The 18249-nt window shown below is 63.6% G+C and carries 12 protein-coding genes; 4 read left to right on the top strand and 8 right to left on the bottom strand.

Features of this window, described 5'->3' with window-relative positions; genetic code table 11:
* Nucleotides 1-9: 9 nt before the first annotated feature.
* Nucleotides 10-3588, bottom strand: a complete 3579-nt coding sequence (locus ACZ9H4_RS14665; RefSeq protein WP_408144973.1) for a response regulator — start codon at nt 3586-3588, stop codon at nt 10-12.
* Between the two features lie 260 nt (nt 3589-3848).
* Between ACZ9H4_RS14665 and treF the strand changes: the two genes are divergently transcribed.
* Nucleotides 3849-5663: an alpha,alpha-trehalase TreF gene (gene treF, locus ACZ9H4_RS14660; RefSeq protein WP_408153248.1), complete on the top strand. Its 1815-nt coding sequence runs from the start codon at nt 3849-3851 to the stop codon at nt 5661-5663.
* Nucleotides 5664-5809: 146 nt separating this feature from the next.
* Here treF and katE read toward each other — a convergent pair whose 3' ends face one another.
* The 3 genes from katE to ACZ9H4_RS14645 all read right to left on the bottom strand — a co-directional run bounded on the left by katE (nt 5810) and on the right by ACZ9H4_RS14645 (nt 9936).
* Nucleotides 5810-7921, bottom strand: coding sequence for a catalase HPII (gene katE / locus ACZ9H4_RS14655; protein ID WP_476119337.1), 2112 nt, complete (start codon nt 7919-7921; stop codon nt 5810-5812).
* Between the two features lie 170 nt (nt 7922-8091).
* Nucleotides 8092-8988: a MipA/OmpV family protein gene (locus ACZ9H4_RS14650; RefSeq protein WP_408144968.1), complete on the bottom strand. Its 897-nt coding sequence runs from the start codon at nt 8986-8988 to the stop codon at nt 8092-8094.
* Between the two features lie 420 nt (nt 8989-9408).
* Nucleotides 9409-9936, bottom strand: coding sequence for an Lrp/AsnC family transcriptional regulator (locus tag ACZ9H4_RS14645; protein WP_408325281.1), 528 nt, complete (start codon nt 9934-9936; stop codon nt 9409-9411).
* 165 nt (nt 9937-10101) lie between these two features.
* Between ACZ9H4_RS14645 and ACZ9H4_RS14640 the strand changes: the two genes are divergently transcribed.
* Complete coding sequence (locus ACZ9H4_RS14640) at nt 10102-11118, top strand: 1-aminocyclopropane-1-carboxylate deaminase (RefSeq protein WP_408144964.1); 1017 nt, start codon at nt 10102-10104, stop codon at nt 11116-11118.
* 78 nt (nt 11119-11196) lie between these two features.
* Here ACZ9H4_RS14640 and ACZ9H4_RS14635 read toward each other — a convergent pair whose 3' ends face one another.
* Nucleotides 11197-12087 carry a LysR family transcriptional regulator gene (locus ACZ9H4_RS14635; protein WP_408153245.1) on the bottom strand — a complete coding sequence of 297 codons (891 nt, stop codon included), beginning with the start codon at nt 12085-12087 and terminating at the stop codon, nt 11197-11199.
* A gap of 132 nt (nt 12088-12219) precedes the next feature.
* Here ACZ9H4_RS14635 and ACZ9H4_RS14630 point away from each other — a divergent pair, with 132 nt between their 5' ends.
* Together ACZ9H4_RS14630 and ACZ9H4_RS14625 are read left to right on the top strand one after the other, a co-directional pair.
* On the top strand, nt 12220-12945 hold the full coding sequence (locus ACZ9H4_RS14630; protein WP_476119336.1) for a pirin family protein: 726 nt from the start codon (nt 12220-12222) through the stop codon (nt 12943-12945).
* Nucleotides 12946-13030: 85 nt separating this feature from the next.
* Nucleotides 13031-13444 (top strand): DoxX family protein, encoded by a 414-nt coding sequence (locus ACZ9H4_RS14625; RefSeq protein WP_408153243.1) that lies wholly within the window; start codon nt 13031-13033, stop codon nt 13442-13444.
* Between the two features lie 175 nt (nt 13445-13619).
* On the opposite strand, the gene ahpF is transcribed toward ACZ9H4_RS14625, so the two are convergent.
* The 3 genes from ahpF to prpR all read right to left on the bottom strand — a co-directional run bounded on the left by ahpF (nt 13620) and on the right by prpR (nt 18150).
* A complete protein-coding gene (gene ahpF / locus ACZ9H4_RS14620; RefSeq protein WP_476119335.1) occupies nt 13620-15212 on the bottom strand; it encodes an alkyl hydroperoxide reductase subunit F in 1593 nt (530 codons plus the stop codon).
* A gap of 173 nt (nt 15213-15385) precedes the next feature.
* Entirely contained in the window at nt 15386-15949 is a 564-nt protein-coding gene (ahpC, locus tag ACZ9H4_RS14615; RefSeq protein WP_408144954.1) for an alkyl hydroperoxide reductase subunit C, read from the bottom strand.
* A gap of 131 nt (nt 15950-16080) precedes the next feature.
* Entirely contained in the window at nt 16081-18150 is a 2070-nt protein-coding gene (gene prpR, locus ACZ9H4_RS14610) for a propionate catabolism operon regulatory protein PrpR (protein WP_408325289.1), read from the bottom strand.
* Between the last annotated feature and the right edge of the window lie 99 nt (nt 18151-18249).

The following is an 18249-nucleotide window of genomic DNA, read 5'->3' as shown; positions in this document are numbered from 1 at the left end:
TCTCCTCCACTACCGTTGCCGCAACCAGACGCGGCATAGCGCGACCAGCTTGTCGACGTCGATCGGCTTGGACACGTAGTCGTCAGCGCCGGCTTCGAGGCAGCGCGTGCGATCGTTGGCCATTGCCTTCGCGGTCAGCGCGATGATCGGCAGATGCGCGAAACGCGGATTACGGCGAATCTCGCCCATCGCGGTCAAACCATCCATCTCGGGCATCATGACATCCATCAGGATCAGATGCACTTCGGGGCCGTTTTCGAGCGCGTCGAGCGCTTCGCGTCCGTTGCGCGCGATCTGCAGCTTCGCGCCAAGCGGCTCCAGCACGTGTGAAAGCGCGAAGATATTGCGCACGTCGTCTTCGGCCAGCAGGATCGTGCGGCCTTCGAACGCGTTATCGCGCTGGCGCACCGTGCGCAGCATGCGCTGCTGCTCGGGCGCGAGCGATGACTCGACGCTGTGCAGGAACAGCGTGACTTCATCGAGCAGACGCTCGGGCGACTTCGCACCCTTGATGATGATCGACTTCGAATAGCGGCGCAGACGGTGCTCTTCGTCGTCGGACAGCATGCGGCCCGTGTAGACGATGACCGGCAGCGTCGCATGCGCGGTGTTCGCGGCAAGCCGCTCGAGCAGGTCGTAGCCGGTGCCGTCGGGCAGCGCGAGATCGGTCACGACGCAGTCGAACGTGAACTTCGCCAGATAGTCGAGCGCCTCCGCGAGCGTCGCAACCGCGACGATTTCGGTGTTCTCGCTTTGCAGCAGCGCGCGGATGCTCTCGCGCATCGGCGCGTCGTCTTCGATCACCAGCACGCGTTTGAGGCGCTGCTGCAAACGCGCTTCGAGACGGCGGATCGCGGCTTCCATCGTGGTGCGCGCAGTCGGCTTGAGCGTATAGCCGATCGCGCCGAGGTGCAGCGCCTTGTCGGCGTGGTCGGTGGCCGAGACGATATGAATCGGAATATGGCGCGTGAGCGGATCGTTCTTCAGCCACTCCAGCACGGTCAGGCCGGAACGGTCCGGCAGGCCGACGTCGAGCAGCACCGCAGCCGGGAGCATGTCGCGCACCAGCGCGAGGCCGCTCGCCGCATCGCTCGCGTGGACGAAATCGAAGTCGAGTTCATGCGTGAGATCGCGCAGGATTTCGGCGAACGCGAGATCGTCCTCGACGCCGACGATCAGCCGGCCGGGGCGCGTGCGGTTATCTCGATCGTCGGCGATCGAGCCGCCGGCGGTCTCCGGCGTGTTGCCTGCGAAGAGGCCGTTGGCCGGCGAGATCACTGCCGTTTGAACGCTGCTCGACGGCGTATGGACCGGTAGCGGCTCCGCCGCGGTGGCCGCAGTGGCTGTGGTGCTTGCCGCTTCGGCCGCACGTGTGGATGCATGTCCATGTGTCTGAGCCGAAGCGAACGCCCCCGCCCCGTGGCCTTCCGCCAACGCCGCTTGCGCATCGAGCGGCAGCCACAGCGTGAACACACTGCCCTTGCCCACTTCGCTCGCGACGGTGACACGGCCGCCGAGCAACTGCGCAAACTCGCGCGAGATCGACAGGCCCAGCCCGCTTCCGCCATATTGACGGCTGGTCGATCCGTCGGCCTGCTGGAACGCTTCGAAGATCATGTCCAGCTTGTCGCCCGCGATGCCGATACCGGAATCGCGCACGTCGATGCGCAACCGCTCGCCTTCGGCCGGCGCCACCGAGAGCGCCACCTCGCCGCGCTCGGTGAACTTCACCGCGTTCGACAGCAGGTTGCGCAGAATCTGCGTGACGCGCTGGCCGTCCGTGATGAACGTGTCCGGCGTGCCCGGCAAGCGGTCGAACACGAGGTGCAGATGCTTCGCGCCGGCCAGCGGCTTGAACATTTCTTCGAGCGACTGCAGCGTCGCGTCGATCGAGACCGTTTCGAGTTCGACCGTCACCTGACCCGCTTCGACCTTCGACAGGTCGAGGATGTCGTTGATCAGCACCAGCAGATCGCTGTTGGACGCATGAATGGTCTCTGCGTAACGCACCTGCTCCTCGGTCAGATTGCCGGTGCGGTTCTGCTGCAGCAGCTTGGCGAGGATCAGCGAACTGTTCAGCGGCGTGCGCAACTCGTGCGACATGTTGGCGAGAAACTCGGACTTGTAGCGGCTCGACTGTTCGAGGCGTTCCGCGTTGGCCGCGAGATCGTCCTGCGCGCGCAGCAGGTCCGACTTCTGCCGCTCCAGACGCTGCGCATATTCCTCGAGTTGCACATTGGTCTGCTCGAGTTCGGCCTGCTGCGCTTCGAGGCGCGTTTGCGATTCCATCAACGCGCGGCCGCGCTCTTCGAGTCCTTCGTTGGAGACGCGCAGTTCTTCCTGCTGCACCTGCAACTCTTCGTTCAACTGCTGCGTCTCGACGAGCGCGTCCTGCAGCCGTTCGCGGTACAACGCGGCTTCGACGAAGTCGCCGATGCTGTTGCCGACCAGCTCCATGAAGCTCTGGTCGCGCTGCGTCAGTTCGCGGATGAAGCCGAGTTCGATCACGCCGTTGACCTGGCCGTCGTTGACGACCGGCATGATCAGCAGGTTCTTCGGCGCGCTCTTGCCGGTGGCGGACACTACCTGCACGTAATTCGCGGGCACGTCGCGCAGAATGAGCGTGCGGCGCGCGAGCGACGCCTGGCCGACCAGCGTTTCGCCTTCCTCGAAATTGCGCGCGGCGCCCTGCTCGCTTTCGCGGCTGAAGCCATACGCGGCGATGCGGCGCAGCGTGCCGTGCTGTTTGTCGCGCACATAGAGCGCGCCGACGACGGCGTCCAGATACTGCGCGAGGAAATCGAGCACCGCGCGGCCCACCAGCGGCGGGCTCGCCTGGCCGACGACTTTTTCCGCGAGCAAACGCTGCCCGGAACGCAGCCACACCTGTTCCTGCAATTCTTCGGTCTGCTCGGCCTGCTGACGCAGCGCGCCGTCGTAAGTGGCGGACAGGCCCATCAGTTCGCGCCGGCCCATCCAGGCGAGCAGCGCGCTCACGCTCAGGCTGAACAGCAGGAACACGCTTACCAGTGTGGTCGTGACGCGGCGCGTCGCGTCGGCGCGCTCCTGGCGCAGGCGCAATTCGACATCGAGAAAATCGCTGAATTCACGGCGTGTTTCGTCGAACTCGATCTTGCCGCGCCCGCTTGCCACCGCGGCTTCATAATCCTGATTGCGCCGGCGCGCATCGATCATGTCTTCGGCAAAGCGGCTCCAGCGCTGCTGGATCGCCTGGATCTGCTTGAGTCTTTCGACTTGCGCGGGATTGTCGGCCACCAGTTGCTGCAGCGCTTCGACCTGCGTCTTGAACTTGGGGCCGCCGGTTTCGTAGGGCGAGAGAAAGGCTTCGTCGCCCGTGATCAGGAAGCCTCGCATCGACGATTCGCGATCGACCGCGAGGCGCAAGATGTCGTTGGCCTGCCCGATCACGCGCTCGGAGTGCTCGGCCCAGTTCATCGTGGAGACGAGATACGCGATCAGCCCAGCGAAGACCGCCATCGTGACGAGGCCGACACCCAAAGGCAATGCGATATTGCGGCGGATGATGTTGCGAAAACGGTTCTGGTCGACGGCCTGCGATGCGGTCATTTTTTCTGTCTTCGGCATAACGAATCGACGTGATCCGGAATTTTTTTCGGGTTTTTTGCGCGGTGGTTTTGCAGCGATACAACGGCAGTCATCATACAGGACGACGACTGTTTTTGAGATGCTCATAGGCTCGCTCAGGCCTGCTGGACGGGGCTCCTGACGACGAACGCAACTTTGCGTAGCGCGTGCGGGTCAATCGTGCGATGAAGGCCGCTTCATCACGACCGTTCAAGGCCTGCCACTTTTTCATTCATTCGCCGATGCCCTCTGCCCATCTCGCTCTTCCCCTCGCTTCGCTGCGTTGCGCTCTCGCCGCGTCGCTCGTGTGGCATGCGTCGCTCGCCGCGTCGGCTCCAACCCCGGCTTCCGCAGAAGCGGCACCCGTCAGCGTGGCCACGGTCGCCGTGCATGTCGAGCCGCCTAGTCAAGCGTCGCCTGTGGTTCCAGTGCCGCCCTCCGAGCAGTACGCCGCGTTATATCGCGACGTGCAACTCGCGCATCTCTTTCCCGACAGCAAGACTTTCGCGGACATGGTGCCGCTCGTGGCGCCCGCGCAGATCGCCGCCGCGTACGACACGGCGAAGCAGCAGCCGAACTTCAGTCTCGCCGACTTCGTGAAGCGCAACTTCACGCTGCCCTCCCGCACCGCGAAGACGTACGTCTCCGATCCGAATCAGGATGTGGTCGGCCATATCGATACGCTGTGGAACGTGTTGCGCCGCGAACCGGACGCGACCGCGAGTCCGTGGTCGTCGCTACTGCCGTTGCCGCATGCGTACATCGTGCCGGGCGACCGCTTCGACGAGATCTATTACTGGGACTCGTACTTCATCATGCTCGGGCTCGAACAGAGCGGCCAGCATGAACTGGTTGTCGACGAACTGAAGAACTTCGCCACGCTGATCGACCGGTACGGGCATATCCCGAACGGCAACCGCACGTATTACCTGAGCCGCTCGCAACCGCCGTTCTTCGCGCAGATGGTGCGGCTCGTCGCGGACAAGGACGGCGACGGCGTCTACGTGCAATACCTGCCCGAGTTGCAGCGCGAATACGCGTACTGGATGAACGGCAGCGACGGCCTGCCCGCAGGTCAGGCCAACCGGCACGTGGTGCGGCTTGTGGATGGCACGTTGCTCAACCGCTATTGGGACGAACGCGCGGCGCCGCGCGACGAATCGTATCGTGAAGACGTGCTTACCGCGCAGCAGACGCCGCAGCGAGACTCCGCGCAGTTGTGGCGCAATCTGCGCGCGGGCGGCGAAACAGGCTGGGATTTCAGCTCGCGCTGGTTCGCCGACGGCAAGACGCTCGCCACCGTGGACGTGACGTCGCTCGTGCCGGTCGATCTGAACTGTCTGCTCGTCGATCTGGAGCGCACGCTCGCGAAGGCATACCGGCTGCGCGGCGACGTCACGCATGCGGAGAACATGGAGCGGCGCGCCGCGACGCGCGCCGACACGATTCGCCGCGTGTTGTGGGACCCGCAGTTGCAAGCGTTCGGCGATTACGACTTCGAGCATCGCACGCTGACGCACAGGCTCACCGCCGCGACGGTGTATCCGTTATATACGGGTGTAGCCAGCCGCCAGCAGGCGAAGACCGTCGCCGCGACCATGCAGCGGGAACTGCTGCGGCCGGGCGGCCTCGCGACCACCCAGGTGAATAGCGGCCAGCAATGGGACGCGCCCAATGGCTGGGCGCCGTTGCAGTATCTGGCGGTGATCGGCCTGCGGCGCTATAGCGAACCGGCGCTCGCGCAGACCATCGCGACGCGCTGGATCAGAACCAACGTCGCGTACTACCAGCACACCGGCAAGCTCGTCGAGAAATACGATGTCGATGCGGCTACGCCGGGCGTCGCCGCGGGCGGCGGTGAATATCCGTTGCAGGATGGTTTCGGCTGGACCAACGGTGTATTGCGCGCGTTACTCGTGCTCTATCCGCAGACCGTTCAGGCCTCCCGCCCGAGCGATATTCCCGAAGGACCGGCCGGTGTGTCGGCGGCGGCCGCGTCCGCTGCGGCGGCGCCGAAGAACACGCATCGGTTGCATGGCACGCGGGTGAGCCCGTAGACTTCGCGCCGCTGCCCCGGTGCTGCAATGACTGCATACGCATTGCTACACGCGCAAAAAATGGCCGGTGTTAACCGGCCATTTTTGCTGATACCTCGATGAGCAGTCCGCTCACGCGGGCCTCGGATGATCACTCGCCGCCCCTCCTACGCAGGCACCGTCTCCGCCTGCGCCGCACGCGACCACACGCGATGCTGCTCGGCCGCCTTGATGAAAGCCTTCAGCACGTCGGCGACCTGCTTGTCGTCCCCGGTCACGACGCCGTCCGCGTGGTCGGGCAAATGCGCCGCGGCCAGCACGTCACGCCCCGCGCCGAGCGCCGCGATCGCCTTCAGGTGCTTGAACGCTTCGAGCACGAAATGCCGCGCATCGCCCGATTGTGCCAGCGCCTTCGCGCCCGCGTCGCCACCCACGACGATCACCGCATCGAACATGATCGACGGCAAACCGGCGATCGTCGCGTCCGGCGCGAGCCCGTCGATCGCAGCAAGCGTCGGCGCTATCAACATGGGCGCCGCGCCCTCGCCTTGCAGCGCCTGCTGAAGCTTCCTGATCGCGCCGCCATCGGAACCCGGCGCGGCCAGCAACGCGATCTTGCGTGTCTTGATACCCGGCTTCACGCGATTGAGCAGACTCAGCGCCGGCGATTCCTTAGGACCGGAAAGCTTCGCCGTGCCCTTTTTCGGCGCGGGCAGACCCAGACCTTCGGCGACCGTCGCCGCCAGCCCCGCATCGAAGTTGGCGAGAATCTCGTTGACCACGCGCGCGCGAATCTCCGGCTTCGTCACCTTGCCGAGTTCGAACTGATACGCGGCGGCGATATGGTCTTTCTCGGGCTGGGACATGCTGTTGTAAAACAGCGCAGCCTGCGAGAAATGATCGGCGAACGATTCGCTGCGCACGCGGATCTTGGTGCCTTCCACGCGCTCCTGATAGCTTTCGAATCCGCCGTCCGAGGGCGCCGGATCGGTTTCCTTCGGCCAGCCGCCGCTCACCGAGTTCGGCTCGTACGACGCCTGTCCGACATTGATCGCCTGGCGGTGCATCGCATCGCGCTGGTTGTTGTTGAACGGGCACACCGGCCGGTTGATCGGAATCTCGTGGAAGTTCGGACCGCCGAGGCGGCTGATCTGCGTATCCGTGTACGAGAACAGGCGGCCTTGCAGCAGCGGATCGTTGGAGAAATCGATGCCCGGCACGACATGGCCCGGATGGAACGCGACCTGTTCGGTCTCGGCGAAGAAGTTGTCGGGATTGCGATTGAGCGTCATCTTGCCGACGATCTTCACCGGTACCAGTTCTTCCGGAATCAGCTTGGTCGGATCGAGCAGATCGAAGTCGAACTTGTGTTCGTCTTCTTCCTCGACGATCTGCACGCCGAGTTCGAACTCGGGGAAATCGCCCCGCCCGATTGCTTCCCACAAATCGCGCCGATGAAAATCCGGGTCCTTGCCCGCGAGTTTCTGCGCCTCGTCCCACAACAGCGAGTACGAGCCCAGCACCGGGCGCCAGTGGAATTTGACGAAGCGCCCCTTGCCCTGCGCATTGACGAAGCGGAACGTGTGGATGCCGAAGCCCTCCATCGTGCGCAGGCTGCGCGGAATCGCACGATCCGACATGGTCCACAGCACCATGTGCGCGGACTCGGGCACGAGCGACACGAAGTCCCAGAAGGTATCGTGCGCGGAACCGCCGGTCGGCATCTCGTTCGGTGCTTCCGGTTTCACCGCGTGCACGAAGTCCGGAAACTTGATCGCGTCCTGGATGAAAAACACCGGCATGTTGTTGCCGACCAGATCGTAATTACCTTCCTGCGTGTAGAACTTCACCGCGAAGCCGCGCACGTCGCGCACGGTGTCGGCTGAACCGCGCGGACCCTGCACCGTCGAAAAGCGCACATAGACCGGCGTTTTCACGGACGGGTCCTGCAGGAACGCGGCCTTGGTGTACTCGCTCAGCGACTCGTACACCTGAAACACGCCGTGCGCGGCGGAGCCGCGTGCATGCACGATGCGCTCGGGAATGCGTTCGTGGTCGAAGTGCGTGATCTTCTCACGCATGATGAAGTCTTCCAGCAGCGAGGGGCCGCGCGGGCCGGCTCGCAGCGTGTTCTGATTGTCGGCGATCTTGACGCCCTGATTGGTTCGCAGCGCCTGGCCGTCCGGACTCACTCGAAACTGTTCAAGGTCTTTCGATTTCGGATCGTTCGCCTGTGCGCTTGCCGCCGCCGGCGTCCGCGTGCTCGTTTTACCTGCCATGGGGATGTGCTCCTTGTGTTCGGGCGCGCCGGCGAAAGGCCGGTCTCACGCGCAAACAAGCAAGCAGCAATCGATGTACCCGAGAGCATCTTCAATCTTTCGCAGCGAGGAAGGAACGGCAACGGCGAACCCGCGCCGCCGTCCCTTCCCGCGAGCGTCGAAACGTTGCGTCAGAAGCGGTAGTTGATCGAAATGTCGGCCACGCCATTGGCCCTGCTGCGCGTGACCGGGCTGTTGCCGGCGCTGCCGACCAGTTGCTGGAATGCGCCGTCCGCCGTCGCGAACCAGTGCTTGTTGAACAGCCACACCGCGCTCACGCCGAAGCCCACCGACTTGACGCCCGCACTCGCGTGGTATTGCGAAAACTGCGAGTTCGCCGCCTGCTGCTGGTTGACCCCGAACCAGCTGTTCATGTACGTGGAGTCTGCGACCGACACGTTCGGACCGGCGAACCAGAAGAACGTCTTCGAACTGCCCGGCATCGGCATATAGGCGCCGAAGTCGCCGATCCAGCCATTCGAGCCGCCGAAATAGCGCCGGATGTCCGCGCGCAATACGAGCGGGAAGTCCTTCGACACCACGTATTCGCCCGCCAGTTTGACGCCGGGCGCGAAGTTGATGTTGCCGAGTCCGTTCAGCTCCTGGGGATCGTCGCGCCCGCGACGTCCGAGGTCGTAGACGGCGGCCAGACTCACGCGCCAGTTCTCGCCCTGTGCGACGTTGACCCCGAACCCTTCGCCGCTCGACAGGAAGAACAGGTCCTTGTAACGCACGTCGATACTCGGTCCGGCCACGACGTGATAGCGGGCCGAGCCCTCGAAGCGCGGCTGGAACGAAGTCGCCACACCGACACGCACCTGCCAGTCGGGAATGTTCGGCTGGTACATCTTCTGCAATGGAATGCCGACCGAGTACTGCCACTCGCCCAATGGTGAGGGCGTCTGCGCCGACGCCGAGCCCGGCAGGAAGGCAATGCCGCCGAGTGTCACGGCGACCACAGACGTTGCCGCGATGCTTATGTGTTTATTGCGAAGCTTGCCGCTCCGCTTTCTACGGCTGTTCAACACCAGGAGCCTCCGATCACGCGTATAGCGAAAGGGGTTATGTTCTCGCCCGAGGTCCACAATGGATAAAAGCAACGGGCGACTGCCGCGCAATGACTTTACGGCATGTAATTTTTCCAGGATCGGCACGCACTACCCGGCCAGGCTTCACGGCCCGTGCGGCCCGAAAGCCGCCCACGCGGGCTTGTGTATGAACCGGTTCATGAGAAAGATATGCCGACCGACACAGATGTGCAAAATACGCGCCACATCGGTAGGAAGCGGACTCGAATCAGCTGAGGGACAGTCGGCGACGAGGTGGGTCCGGCAATCTCAATGCGGACGATCATGCCGGCGAAGTCTTCCCGCACCGGCCGCCGTCGCCGCCCGGAAACCGGAAACCGGAAACCGGAAACCGGACCAGCGTGGACGCAACGGCTCGCGTCACAGCGGAAATCGGGTGGTCGAGAGGATTTCCTTGAGCACCATGAAAGAGCGGATTTGCCTCACGCCCGGCAGATAAAGCAATTGCTCCGCGTGCAGGCGATTGAAGCTGTCGCTGTCGCGCGTGCGCACCGTCATGAAATAGTCGAATTCGCCGGTCACGACGTGGCACTCCATGCAGCCGGGCACCTTCTGCGCGGCTTTCTCGAACGCGGCAAACGATTCCGGCGTGGAGCGATCCAGCACCACGCCGATGATCACCAGCATCCCCGCACCGGCCGCCTTCGGGTCGATCAACGCGACCACCCCGCGAATCAGCCCCGACTCCTTCAGCCGCTCGACGCGCCGCAAGCAGGCCGGCGCACTCAGCTTGACCTTCGCGGCCAGCGCGACGTTGGAAATGGACGCGTCGGTTTGCAACTGCCGCAGGATCGCGCGATCGATGCGGTCGAGCGCCTGAAGCGGATCGGTGTACCCAGCGGAGGCGCTGGCCGGCTTCGATGCCGTGCGAATTTTTGTTGCGTTCATAGCGTCCTGCACGAATTTTTATTATCCAACTTCGGATCTGATATTTTCAAAAGTACGTCGAAGCGAATTTTTTCGCAAGCTCATTTCATCCGCTTTTCCCTACCATTGATTCAACGCGACGCGGCCTGCCGGTCGCGTCGACAACCCAATGACCACGGAGCTGCCATGAACCTGCAACGATTTCCCCGCTACCCGCTCACCTTTGGACCGACGCCGATCCAGCCGCTCAAGCGCCTGAGCGAGCACCTCGGCGGCAAGGTGCATCTGTACGCGAAGCGCGAGGACTGCAACAGCGGCTTTGCGTTCGGCGGCAACAAGACGCGCAAGCTCGAATACCTGATTCCCGAGGCGCTGGCGCAACGTTGCGACACGCTGGTGTCCATCGGCGGGATCCAGTCGAACCAGACCCGCCAGGTGGCCGCGGTCGCCGCGCATCTGGGTATGAAATGCGTGCTCGTGCAGGAGAACTGGGTCAACTACTCGGATGCCGTCTATGACCGCGTCGGCAACATCCAGATGTCGCGCATTCTGGGCGCCGACGTCCGGCTGGTGAGCGACGGTTTTGACATCGGCTTTCGCAAAAGCTGGGAGGACGCGCTGGAAAGCGTGCGCGCCGCCGGCGGCAAGCCGTACGCGATTCCGGCCGGCTGCTCCGATCATCCGCTGGGCGGCCTCGGGTTCGTCGGCTTCGCGGAAGAAGTGCGGCAGCAGGAAGCCGAACTGGGCTTCAGGTTCGACTACATCGTCGTGTGCTCGGTGACGGGCAGCACGCAGGCCGGCATGGTGGTGGGCTTTGCCGCCGACGGCCGCGCCGAGCGCGTGATCGGCATCGATGCGTCGGCGAAACCCGCGCAGACCCGCGAGCAGATCATGCGGATCGCGAAACAGACCGCGGAACAGGTCGACCTCGGCCGGGACATCACCGCGAAGGACGTGGTGCTCGACGAGCGCTTCGGCGGTCCGGAATACGGCTTACCGAATGAGGGCACGCTGGAGGCAATTCGCTTGTGCGCGCGGCTCGAAGGTGTGCTGACCGATCCGGTGTATGAGGGCAAGTCGATGCACGGCATGATCGACATGGTGCGCAATGGGGAATTTCCGGAAGGCTCGCGCGTGTTGTACGCGCATTTGGGCGGTGTGCCGGCGTTGAACGGGTATAGCTTTATTTTCCGCAACGGGTAAGCGGGCAGGAGCGCGGGACGGGGGCGTGTTGCGGCGAACGGCTGGGGGCGGCAAGCGCGGAGCCCCATGTCGCCCTCGTCACGCCGCCAGCGTCTTCTGCAAATGCTTGCGCAGGAATTCCACGAAAGCCCGAATCGTGACCGAGCTTTGCCGATGCTGCGGATACACCGCATACACGCTGGTCGCAGCAGGCAGGAACGCTTCGAGGACCGGCACGAGCTGACCGCTCCTGAGCGCATCGGCGACGATAAAATCAGGAAGCCGAACAATTCCCAGGCCGGCCACCGCCGCGTCGCGAATCAGATCGCCATTGTTGGCCCGCAAAGGTCCACGCACTTCGACGCCCTTCACCACGCCGTCGACCACGAAGTCCCAACTGACCACGCCGCCATGACCGTATAACAGGCATGCATGGCGTTGCAGATCCGCCGGCACGGCGGGCGCGCCGCGCCGGCGCACGTACCCGGGACTGCAACACGCCACCAGCCGGACGTCGACGAGCTTTTGCGCGACCAGCGTGGAATCGGCCAGTGTGCCGATGCGGATCGCCATGTCGAAGCCCTCGCCCACCACGTCGACGGTGCGGTCGCTCAACTCCATGTCGAAGCGCACCTCGCCGTGCTCGCGCAGGAACATCGCCACCAGCGGCGACAGATGCATCATGCCGAACGACATCGGCGCGCTCACGCGCAGCAGTCCGCGCGGCCCGGCGCGGCGCAGCGACATGGCCTGCTCGGCGTCCTCCACTTCACCGAGGATGCGTCTGGCGCGTTCGTAAAACTCCTGCCCTAGTTCGGTCACGGCCAGCTTGCGCGTATTGCGGATCAGCAATGGCACGCCGAGCGCCTCTTCCAGCGCCATTACCCGGCGGCTGACGAACTGCTTCGACAGCGACAGCCGGCTGGCAGCGGCGGTGAAGTTACGCGCGTCGACCGTGGCGACGAAGATCCGCATGTCGTCAAGTTGCACTCTATTGTCCACTCCATGGTGACAGTGTTTCCGATTTCTAGACGATTATAACTATCCAGATTGACCTACACTCTCATTCATGGATCGCGGACAAACAACTGGCCCGGATCGCACAACCCAAAGGAGAAAAAGATGCTCGAAATCAGACAAGCCAATCAGCGTGGCCGTGCAGAACATGGCTGGCTCAGCTCGCGGCACACATTTTCCTTCGCGCACTATCACGATCCGAAGCAGAATGGCTTTTCCGACCTGCTCGTGATCAACGATGACCGTGTCGCCCCGGCCCAAGGCTTCGGCAAGCATCCGCACCGCGACATGGAGATCTTTTCGTACGTACTGGAAGGCGCGCTCGAGCATAAGGACACGATGGGCACCGGCTCGGTAATCGTCCCCGGTGATATCCAGCTGATGAGCGCGGGAACCGGCGTGGCGCACAGCGAATACAACCATTCGAAGAGCGAGCCGGTGCACTTCCTGCAAATCTGGATCGCCCCCGCCGACAAGGGTACGGCGCCGCGTTATCAGCAGCGGCATTTCAATGCGGACGAGAAGCGCGGTGTGTTGCGCCTCGTGATGTCGCCGGACGGCGCGGACGGTTCGCTGGCGCTGCAGCAGGATGCGCGGGTGTACGCCGGACTGTTCGACGGCGCGGAAACGGCGCGGCTCGAACTGGCCAGCGATCGATACGCGTACATCCACGTGGCGCGCGGCAGTGTCACGGTGAACGGAGTCGAGCTCGGTGAAGGTGACGGCGCGCGAGTGCGCGGCGAAGAAGCGCTGACCTTTGCACAAGGTCGTGACGCGGAAGTACTGGTGTTCGATCTGCGGAACATCGAAACATCGGCGTTGTGGGCCTGAAGCGTGGACTGCCCGGCCGTTTGAACGTGGTTCGCCGCACAACGACAGGCGGCGAACCAGACTTCTCTACCCTCTCGGGAAAATCATGCGCTATACCTTATTTGAAAACCAGAAAGACGCGATCATTCTCGTCGCCCGCATCCTGTTGATGGTGCTGTTCGTGATGTTCGGCTGGTCGAAGCTCACGGGCTTCTCCGGCACCGTCGCTTATATGACGTCGAGCGGCGCGCCCGTGCCCGAGCTGTCGGCGATCATCGCGGTGGTGATGGAGCTTGGCGTTGGCATCGCGCTGCTAGTCGGATTTTTTACGCGACCGCTCGCCCTGCTGCTCGCGGTTTACACCCTGGGCGCCGCCATCATCGGCCACCACTACTGGAACATGACCGGCGCGATGCAGTACGACAACATGATTCACTTCTATAAGAACATCAGCATCATCGGTGGGCTGCTTTTGTTGTGCGTGACCGGCGCCGGGAAGTATTCGATCGACCGCCGATAGAAACGCAAGGCCTTCCTGTACGCCGCTGAACAAGCCGCCCGACAGAATGTCGGGCGGCTTTTCTTTGCCATACGTTCGAGGCAAACTGCAAGCTGCGTATTCGCGCAAGCCACGCCGCATGCACAAACGAAAACGGCGGCCCGCAGGCCGCCGCTCACCACTCATACTGACTGCATCAAACCGTTGCTTCGGCTTCCGTCTCGCTGACCGCTTCGACTTCTTCGCTGTTGCGGATCAGGTGATCGAAGGCAGACAGCGATGCCTTCGCGCCCTCGCCCACCGCGATCACGATCTGTTTGAACGGCACCGTGGTCACGTCGCCCGCGGCAAACACGCCCGGCACCGAGGTCGCACCGCGTGCATCGACGACAATCTCGCCGTGCTTCGACAACTCCACCGTGCCCTTGAGCCACTCGGTGTTCGGCACAAGGCCGATCTGCACGAACACGCCTTCCAGTTCGACCGTCTTCACTTCGCCCGATTTCAGGTCCTTGTAGACCAGACCGTGGACCTTCTTGCCGTCGCCGGTGATTTCAGTCGTCTGTGCCTGCGTGACGATGGTCACGTTGGCGAGGCTGCGCAGCTTGCGTTGCAGCACTTCATCGGCACGCAGCGTCGCGCCGAATTCGAACAGCGTCACTTCGCGCACGATGCCCGCGAGGTCGATTGCCGCTTCGACGCCCGAATTGCCGCCGCCGATCACCGCGACGCGCTTACCCTTGAACAACGGGCCATCGCAGTGCGGGCAATACGCCACGCCGTGGTTGCGATACTCGCGTTCGCCCGGCACGTTGATTTCGCGCCAGCGCGCACCGGTCGCCAGAATGATGGTCCTTGCCTTCAGCACCGCGCCGTTGGCCAGACGCACTTCGCTGATGCGCCCCGGAATCAGCGCTTCGGCGCGCTGCACGTCCATGATGTCCACTTCATACGCTTTCACGTGCTGTTCGAGCGCCATCGCGAACTTCGGTCCTTCGGTTTCGGTCACCGACACGAAGTTTTCGATCGCGAGCGTGTCGAGCACCTGGCCGCCGAAGCGTTCCGCCACGACACCCGTCGCAATGCCCTTGCGCGCCGAGTAAATCGCCGCCGCCGCACCCGCCGGGCCGCCGCCGACGATCAGCGTGTCGAACACGGGCTTCTTTTCCAGTTCCTTCGCGGCACGGGCGCCAGCGTTGGTGTCGAGCTTTGCGAGAATTTCCTTCACGCCGCTGCGGCCCTGGCCGAACACTTCACCGTTCATGAACATGGTCGGTACCGCCATGATCTGGCGCGCTTCGACTTCGTTCTGGAACAGCGCGCCGTCGATCGCCACGTGGCGGATGCGCGGGTTGATCAGCGCCATCACATTCAGCGCCTGCACGACTTCCGGGCAGTTCTGGCATGACAGCGAGAAATACGTTTCGAATTGATAGTCGCCGTCGAGATTGCGGATCTGTTCGATCACCGCGTCGTCGAGTTTGACCGGATGGCCGCCCACCTGCAGCAGTGCGAGGACGAGCGACGTGAATTCATGCCCCATCGGAATACCGGCGAAACGGATACCCGTTTCCTTGCCCGGTTCGCCGATCGAAAACGACGGCTTGCGTTCGCTGTCGCCGCGGCGTTCGACCACGCTCACGCGTTCCGACAACGTCGCGATATCGTTCAGCAAAGCCAGCAGCTCTTGCGATTTTGCGCTGTCGTCCAGAGAGGCGACGATCTCGATAGGCCTGCTAACCTTTTCGAGGTACGTTTTCAACTGAGTCTTGAGATTGGCGTCAAGCATGGCGATTCGATTCCGTGACGAGGGGTGTTGGTGTCCCGGTGCCGCACGCTGTCCGGATAGGACCGGTGCGGACCGGGGACGCGCGAGCCGCTGTATGAAACGGCTCGCACGGTACTGCCGAGGTGCTGCTCAGGCGCCGCGAGGCGCCGACTGCGGAAGGTCTTGCGACCTTCTTAGATCTTGCCGATCAGGTCGAGCGACGGGGTCAGCGTTTCTGCGCCCGGCGTCCACTTGGCGGGGCAAACTTCACCCGGGTGAGCCGCGATGTATTGCGCAGCCTGCACCTTGCGCAGCAGTTCGCTTGCGTCACGGCCGATACCGTTGTCATGGATTTCGCACAGCTTGATCTCGCCTTCCGGGTTGACCACGAACGTGCCACGCAGTGCCAGACCTTCTTCTTCGATCAGCACGTCGAAGTTGCGCGAGATAGCCAGGGTCGGGTCGGCGAGCATCGGGTACTTGATCTTCTGGATCGTGTCCGACGTGTCGTGCCATGCCTTGTGCGTGAAGTGCGTATCGGTCGACACGCTGTAGATTTCGACGCCGAGCTTCTGGAAATCGGCGTAGCGATCGGCCAGGTCACCCAGTTCGGTCGGGCAAACAAACGTGAAGTCGGCCGGATAGAAAACGAAAACCGACCACTTGCCCTTCAGGCTTTCTTCAGTGACGGTCTTGAATTCGCCGTTGTGATAAGCCTGAGCCTTGAACGGTTTGACTTGACTGTTGATGATCGGCATTTGCTGAGTCCTCTTTCTGAGTGGTTGGAAAGTAGAGTCAGTATGTCAGACGACGCTTAATAGGTAAAGCGGATTGTTTTAATGATGTTGATAGTCATACACTATTTGTTTTTCTACCACCGACTATCGGCCTAAGTTTTCAGTAGTCGCCAAAGGGTGGTTCGGCCGATTCCGAGCGCCCGGCTTGCCGCGGCGCGATTGCCGCCGGAGCGTTCGAGGGCGCTCAGGACGTCCTCGCGAGTGGGCGTGACACGGGCGGAACTGTTTCCAATGGCGACATGGGGCGCATTCAGGGTGGCGTGGACCGTCGTCGCCGGCTTCATCCTACCCAACTCGGGGAACGCCGCCTGCCAATCCTGCGACGCGCCCGCGGTTGTATCGCCGGAATAGATTGCCGCACGCGCCAGCAGATTCTCCAGCTCCCGCACATTGCCCGGCCACGCATAGTGCTCGAAAAGCGGCGCGAGAAACGCCAGCACCCGCGCCTGCGCCGCCTCCGTCAAACCATACTGGAGCGCGCTGCGGCTCAACAAGTGCCGCGCCAGTTGCGCGATGTCGGCGCGCCGTTCGCGCAGCGGCGGCAATTCTATCTGAAGCAGGTTCAGACGAAAATACAAATCCGCCCGAAACAGGCCCTGCTCGACCAGCGCGTGCAGGTCGCGGTGGGTGGCCGCAATGACCCGCACGTCGACCGGCGTGGCGCGGCCCGAGCCGAGCTTCATCACTTCGCGCTCCTGCAACACGCGCAACAGCCGGCTCTGCAGCGCGGCCGGCATTTCGCCGATCTCGTCGAGAAAGATCGTGCCGGTGTGGGCGATTTCGAACAGCCCCGGCTTACCGCCGCGGCGCGCGCCGGTGAACGCGCCCTCCTCGTGGCCGAACAGTTCGCTCTCGATCAGCCCCTCCGGCAGCGCCGCGCAATTGAACGCGACGAACGGATTGCCGCGGCGCCGGCTGGCGTTGTGGATGCCCTGGGCGACCAGTTCCTTGCCGGTGCCGCTCGCGCCGGTGAGCAGCACGGTCGCGTCGTGCGCCGCGCCGGCGCGGGCGAGCCGGCGCACCCGCTCGAGCGCCGGCGAGCCGCCGATCAGATCGTCCAGCTGATGCCGCGCGACCAGATGGCTCGGCCGCTGACTGGTGCGCAGCGAGCGATCGATCCGCTGTGCGACCAGCGCGTCCTGCATCGTCACCACGGAGCCGGAGCGCACGCCGTGCTCGACGATCGGCACGCAGTTGACGATCAGCGCGCGGCCGCCGATCTGCTCGATACGTTCCTCGATCGGCCGGTCGTGCGCGAGCGTTTCGCGCAGCAGCGGGCCGACGGCGCGGGTTATCTGCGCGGGAAGGTCGTCGGGGTAGGCGCCCGGGAGGGTTTCTTCACCGCGGGGATGTCTTGCGGCAGTCGGGGTGCCTCCCCGGGAAATCTGCTTCAGGGCGCCGCCCAAGGAGACGTCCTTCGTCGTACCAAGGCCGAGCAGTTCGAGCATCGCCGGGTTGACGGCCTCGAGCTGGCCAGCTTCGTCGAAGGCGGCGACGCCGTCGCGCAGATGGGCGACGATCGTGTTCAGCCGCACGCGCTTCGATTCCTTCTGCCGGCTCACGCGCGCCAGCTCGACGGAGCGCTCGAACGCCTCTTCGACCGCGCCGAGCGAGTACAGGAAAACGCTCTCCATCCCGGCCCGCTGCGCCAGATCGCAAGCCATGCCTGGGCCGATGATCACGCTGCAACCTTCAGCGGCGAGGGTGTCGACCGCGAAACGCACTTCGTCGACCGAGCGGTACGCTCGCTGTTTCAGGCCGACATTCAGCCACGGGCTCAGGTCGGCGAGTTCGTGCGAGATCGTTTCATGCAGCACGAGCCCGATCCGCGCGCCGGGCCACGTGGTGGCGGCGCGGGTGATCGCGCTGAACACGTCGAAACCGTTCACCTTGACCATGACGACCGGCACGCTCAGGTGCTCGCGCAGATACGCGCCGTTCGATCCGGCGGCCAGTACGACATCGACCGAGCCGGCGTCCACGTACGCCTGCAACGCGGTGACGGCCTCGCCGTAGCCTTCGCGGACCGGGAAGAATCGCGCGCGTTCGGCGTAGCGCGGCGCGACTGCCTCGCAAAGCGACTGCAGCCGGCTGATACTGACGAGTGCGACGCCGGGGCGGCCGGGATTGGCATTCACGAGGGATGAGGTGAAAGTGGACACGGCGGCGCTCCTGCCTGACGTTGGGATGCTGGCGTCCTGAAACGTTCCATGAAACGTTTCAGGAAACGCTCACCGTATTCTGCCACGAACAACCGAAAC

This window comes from Paraburkholderia sp. TE9906 (assembly GCF_056279605.1).
Note: the sequence above shows the minus strand (reverse complement) of the source record. Positions and strands in the feature narration are given on the sequence as shown.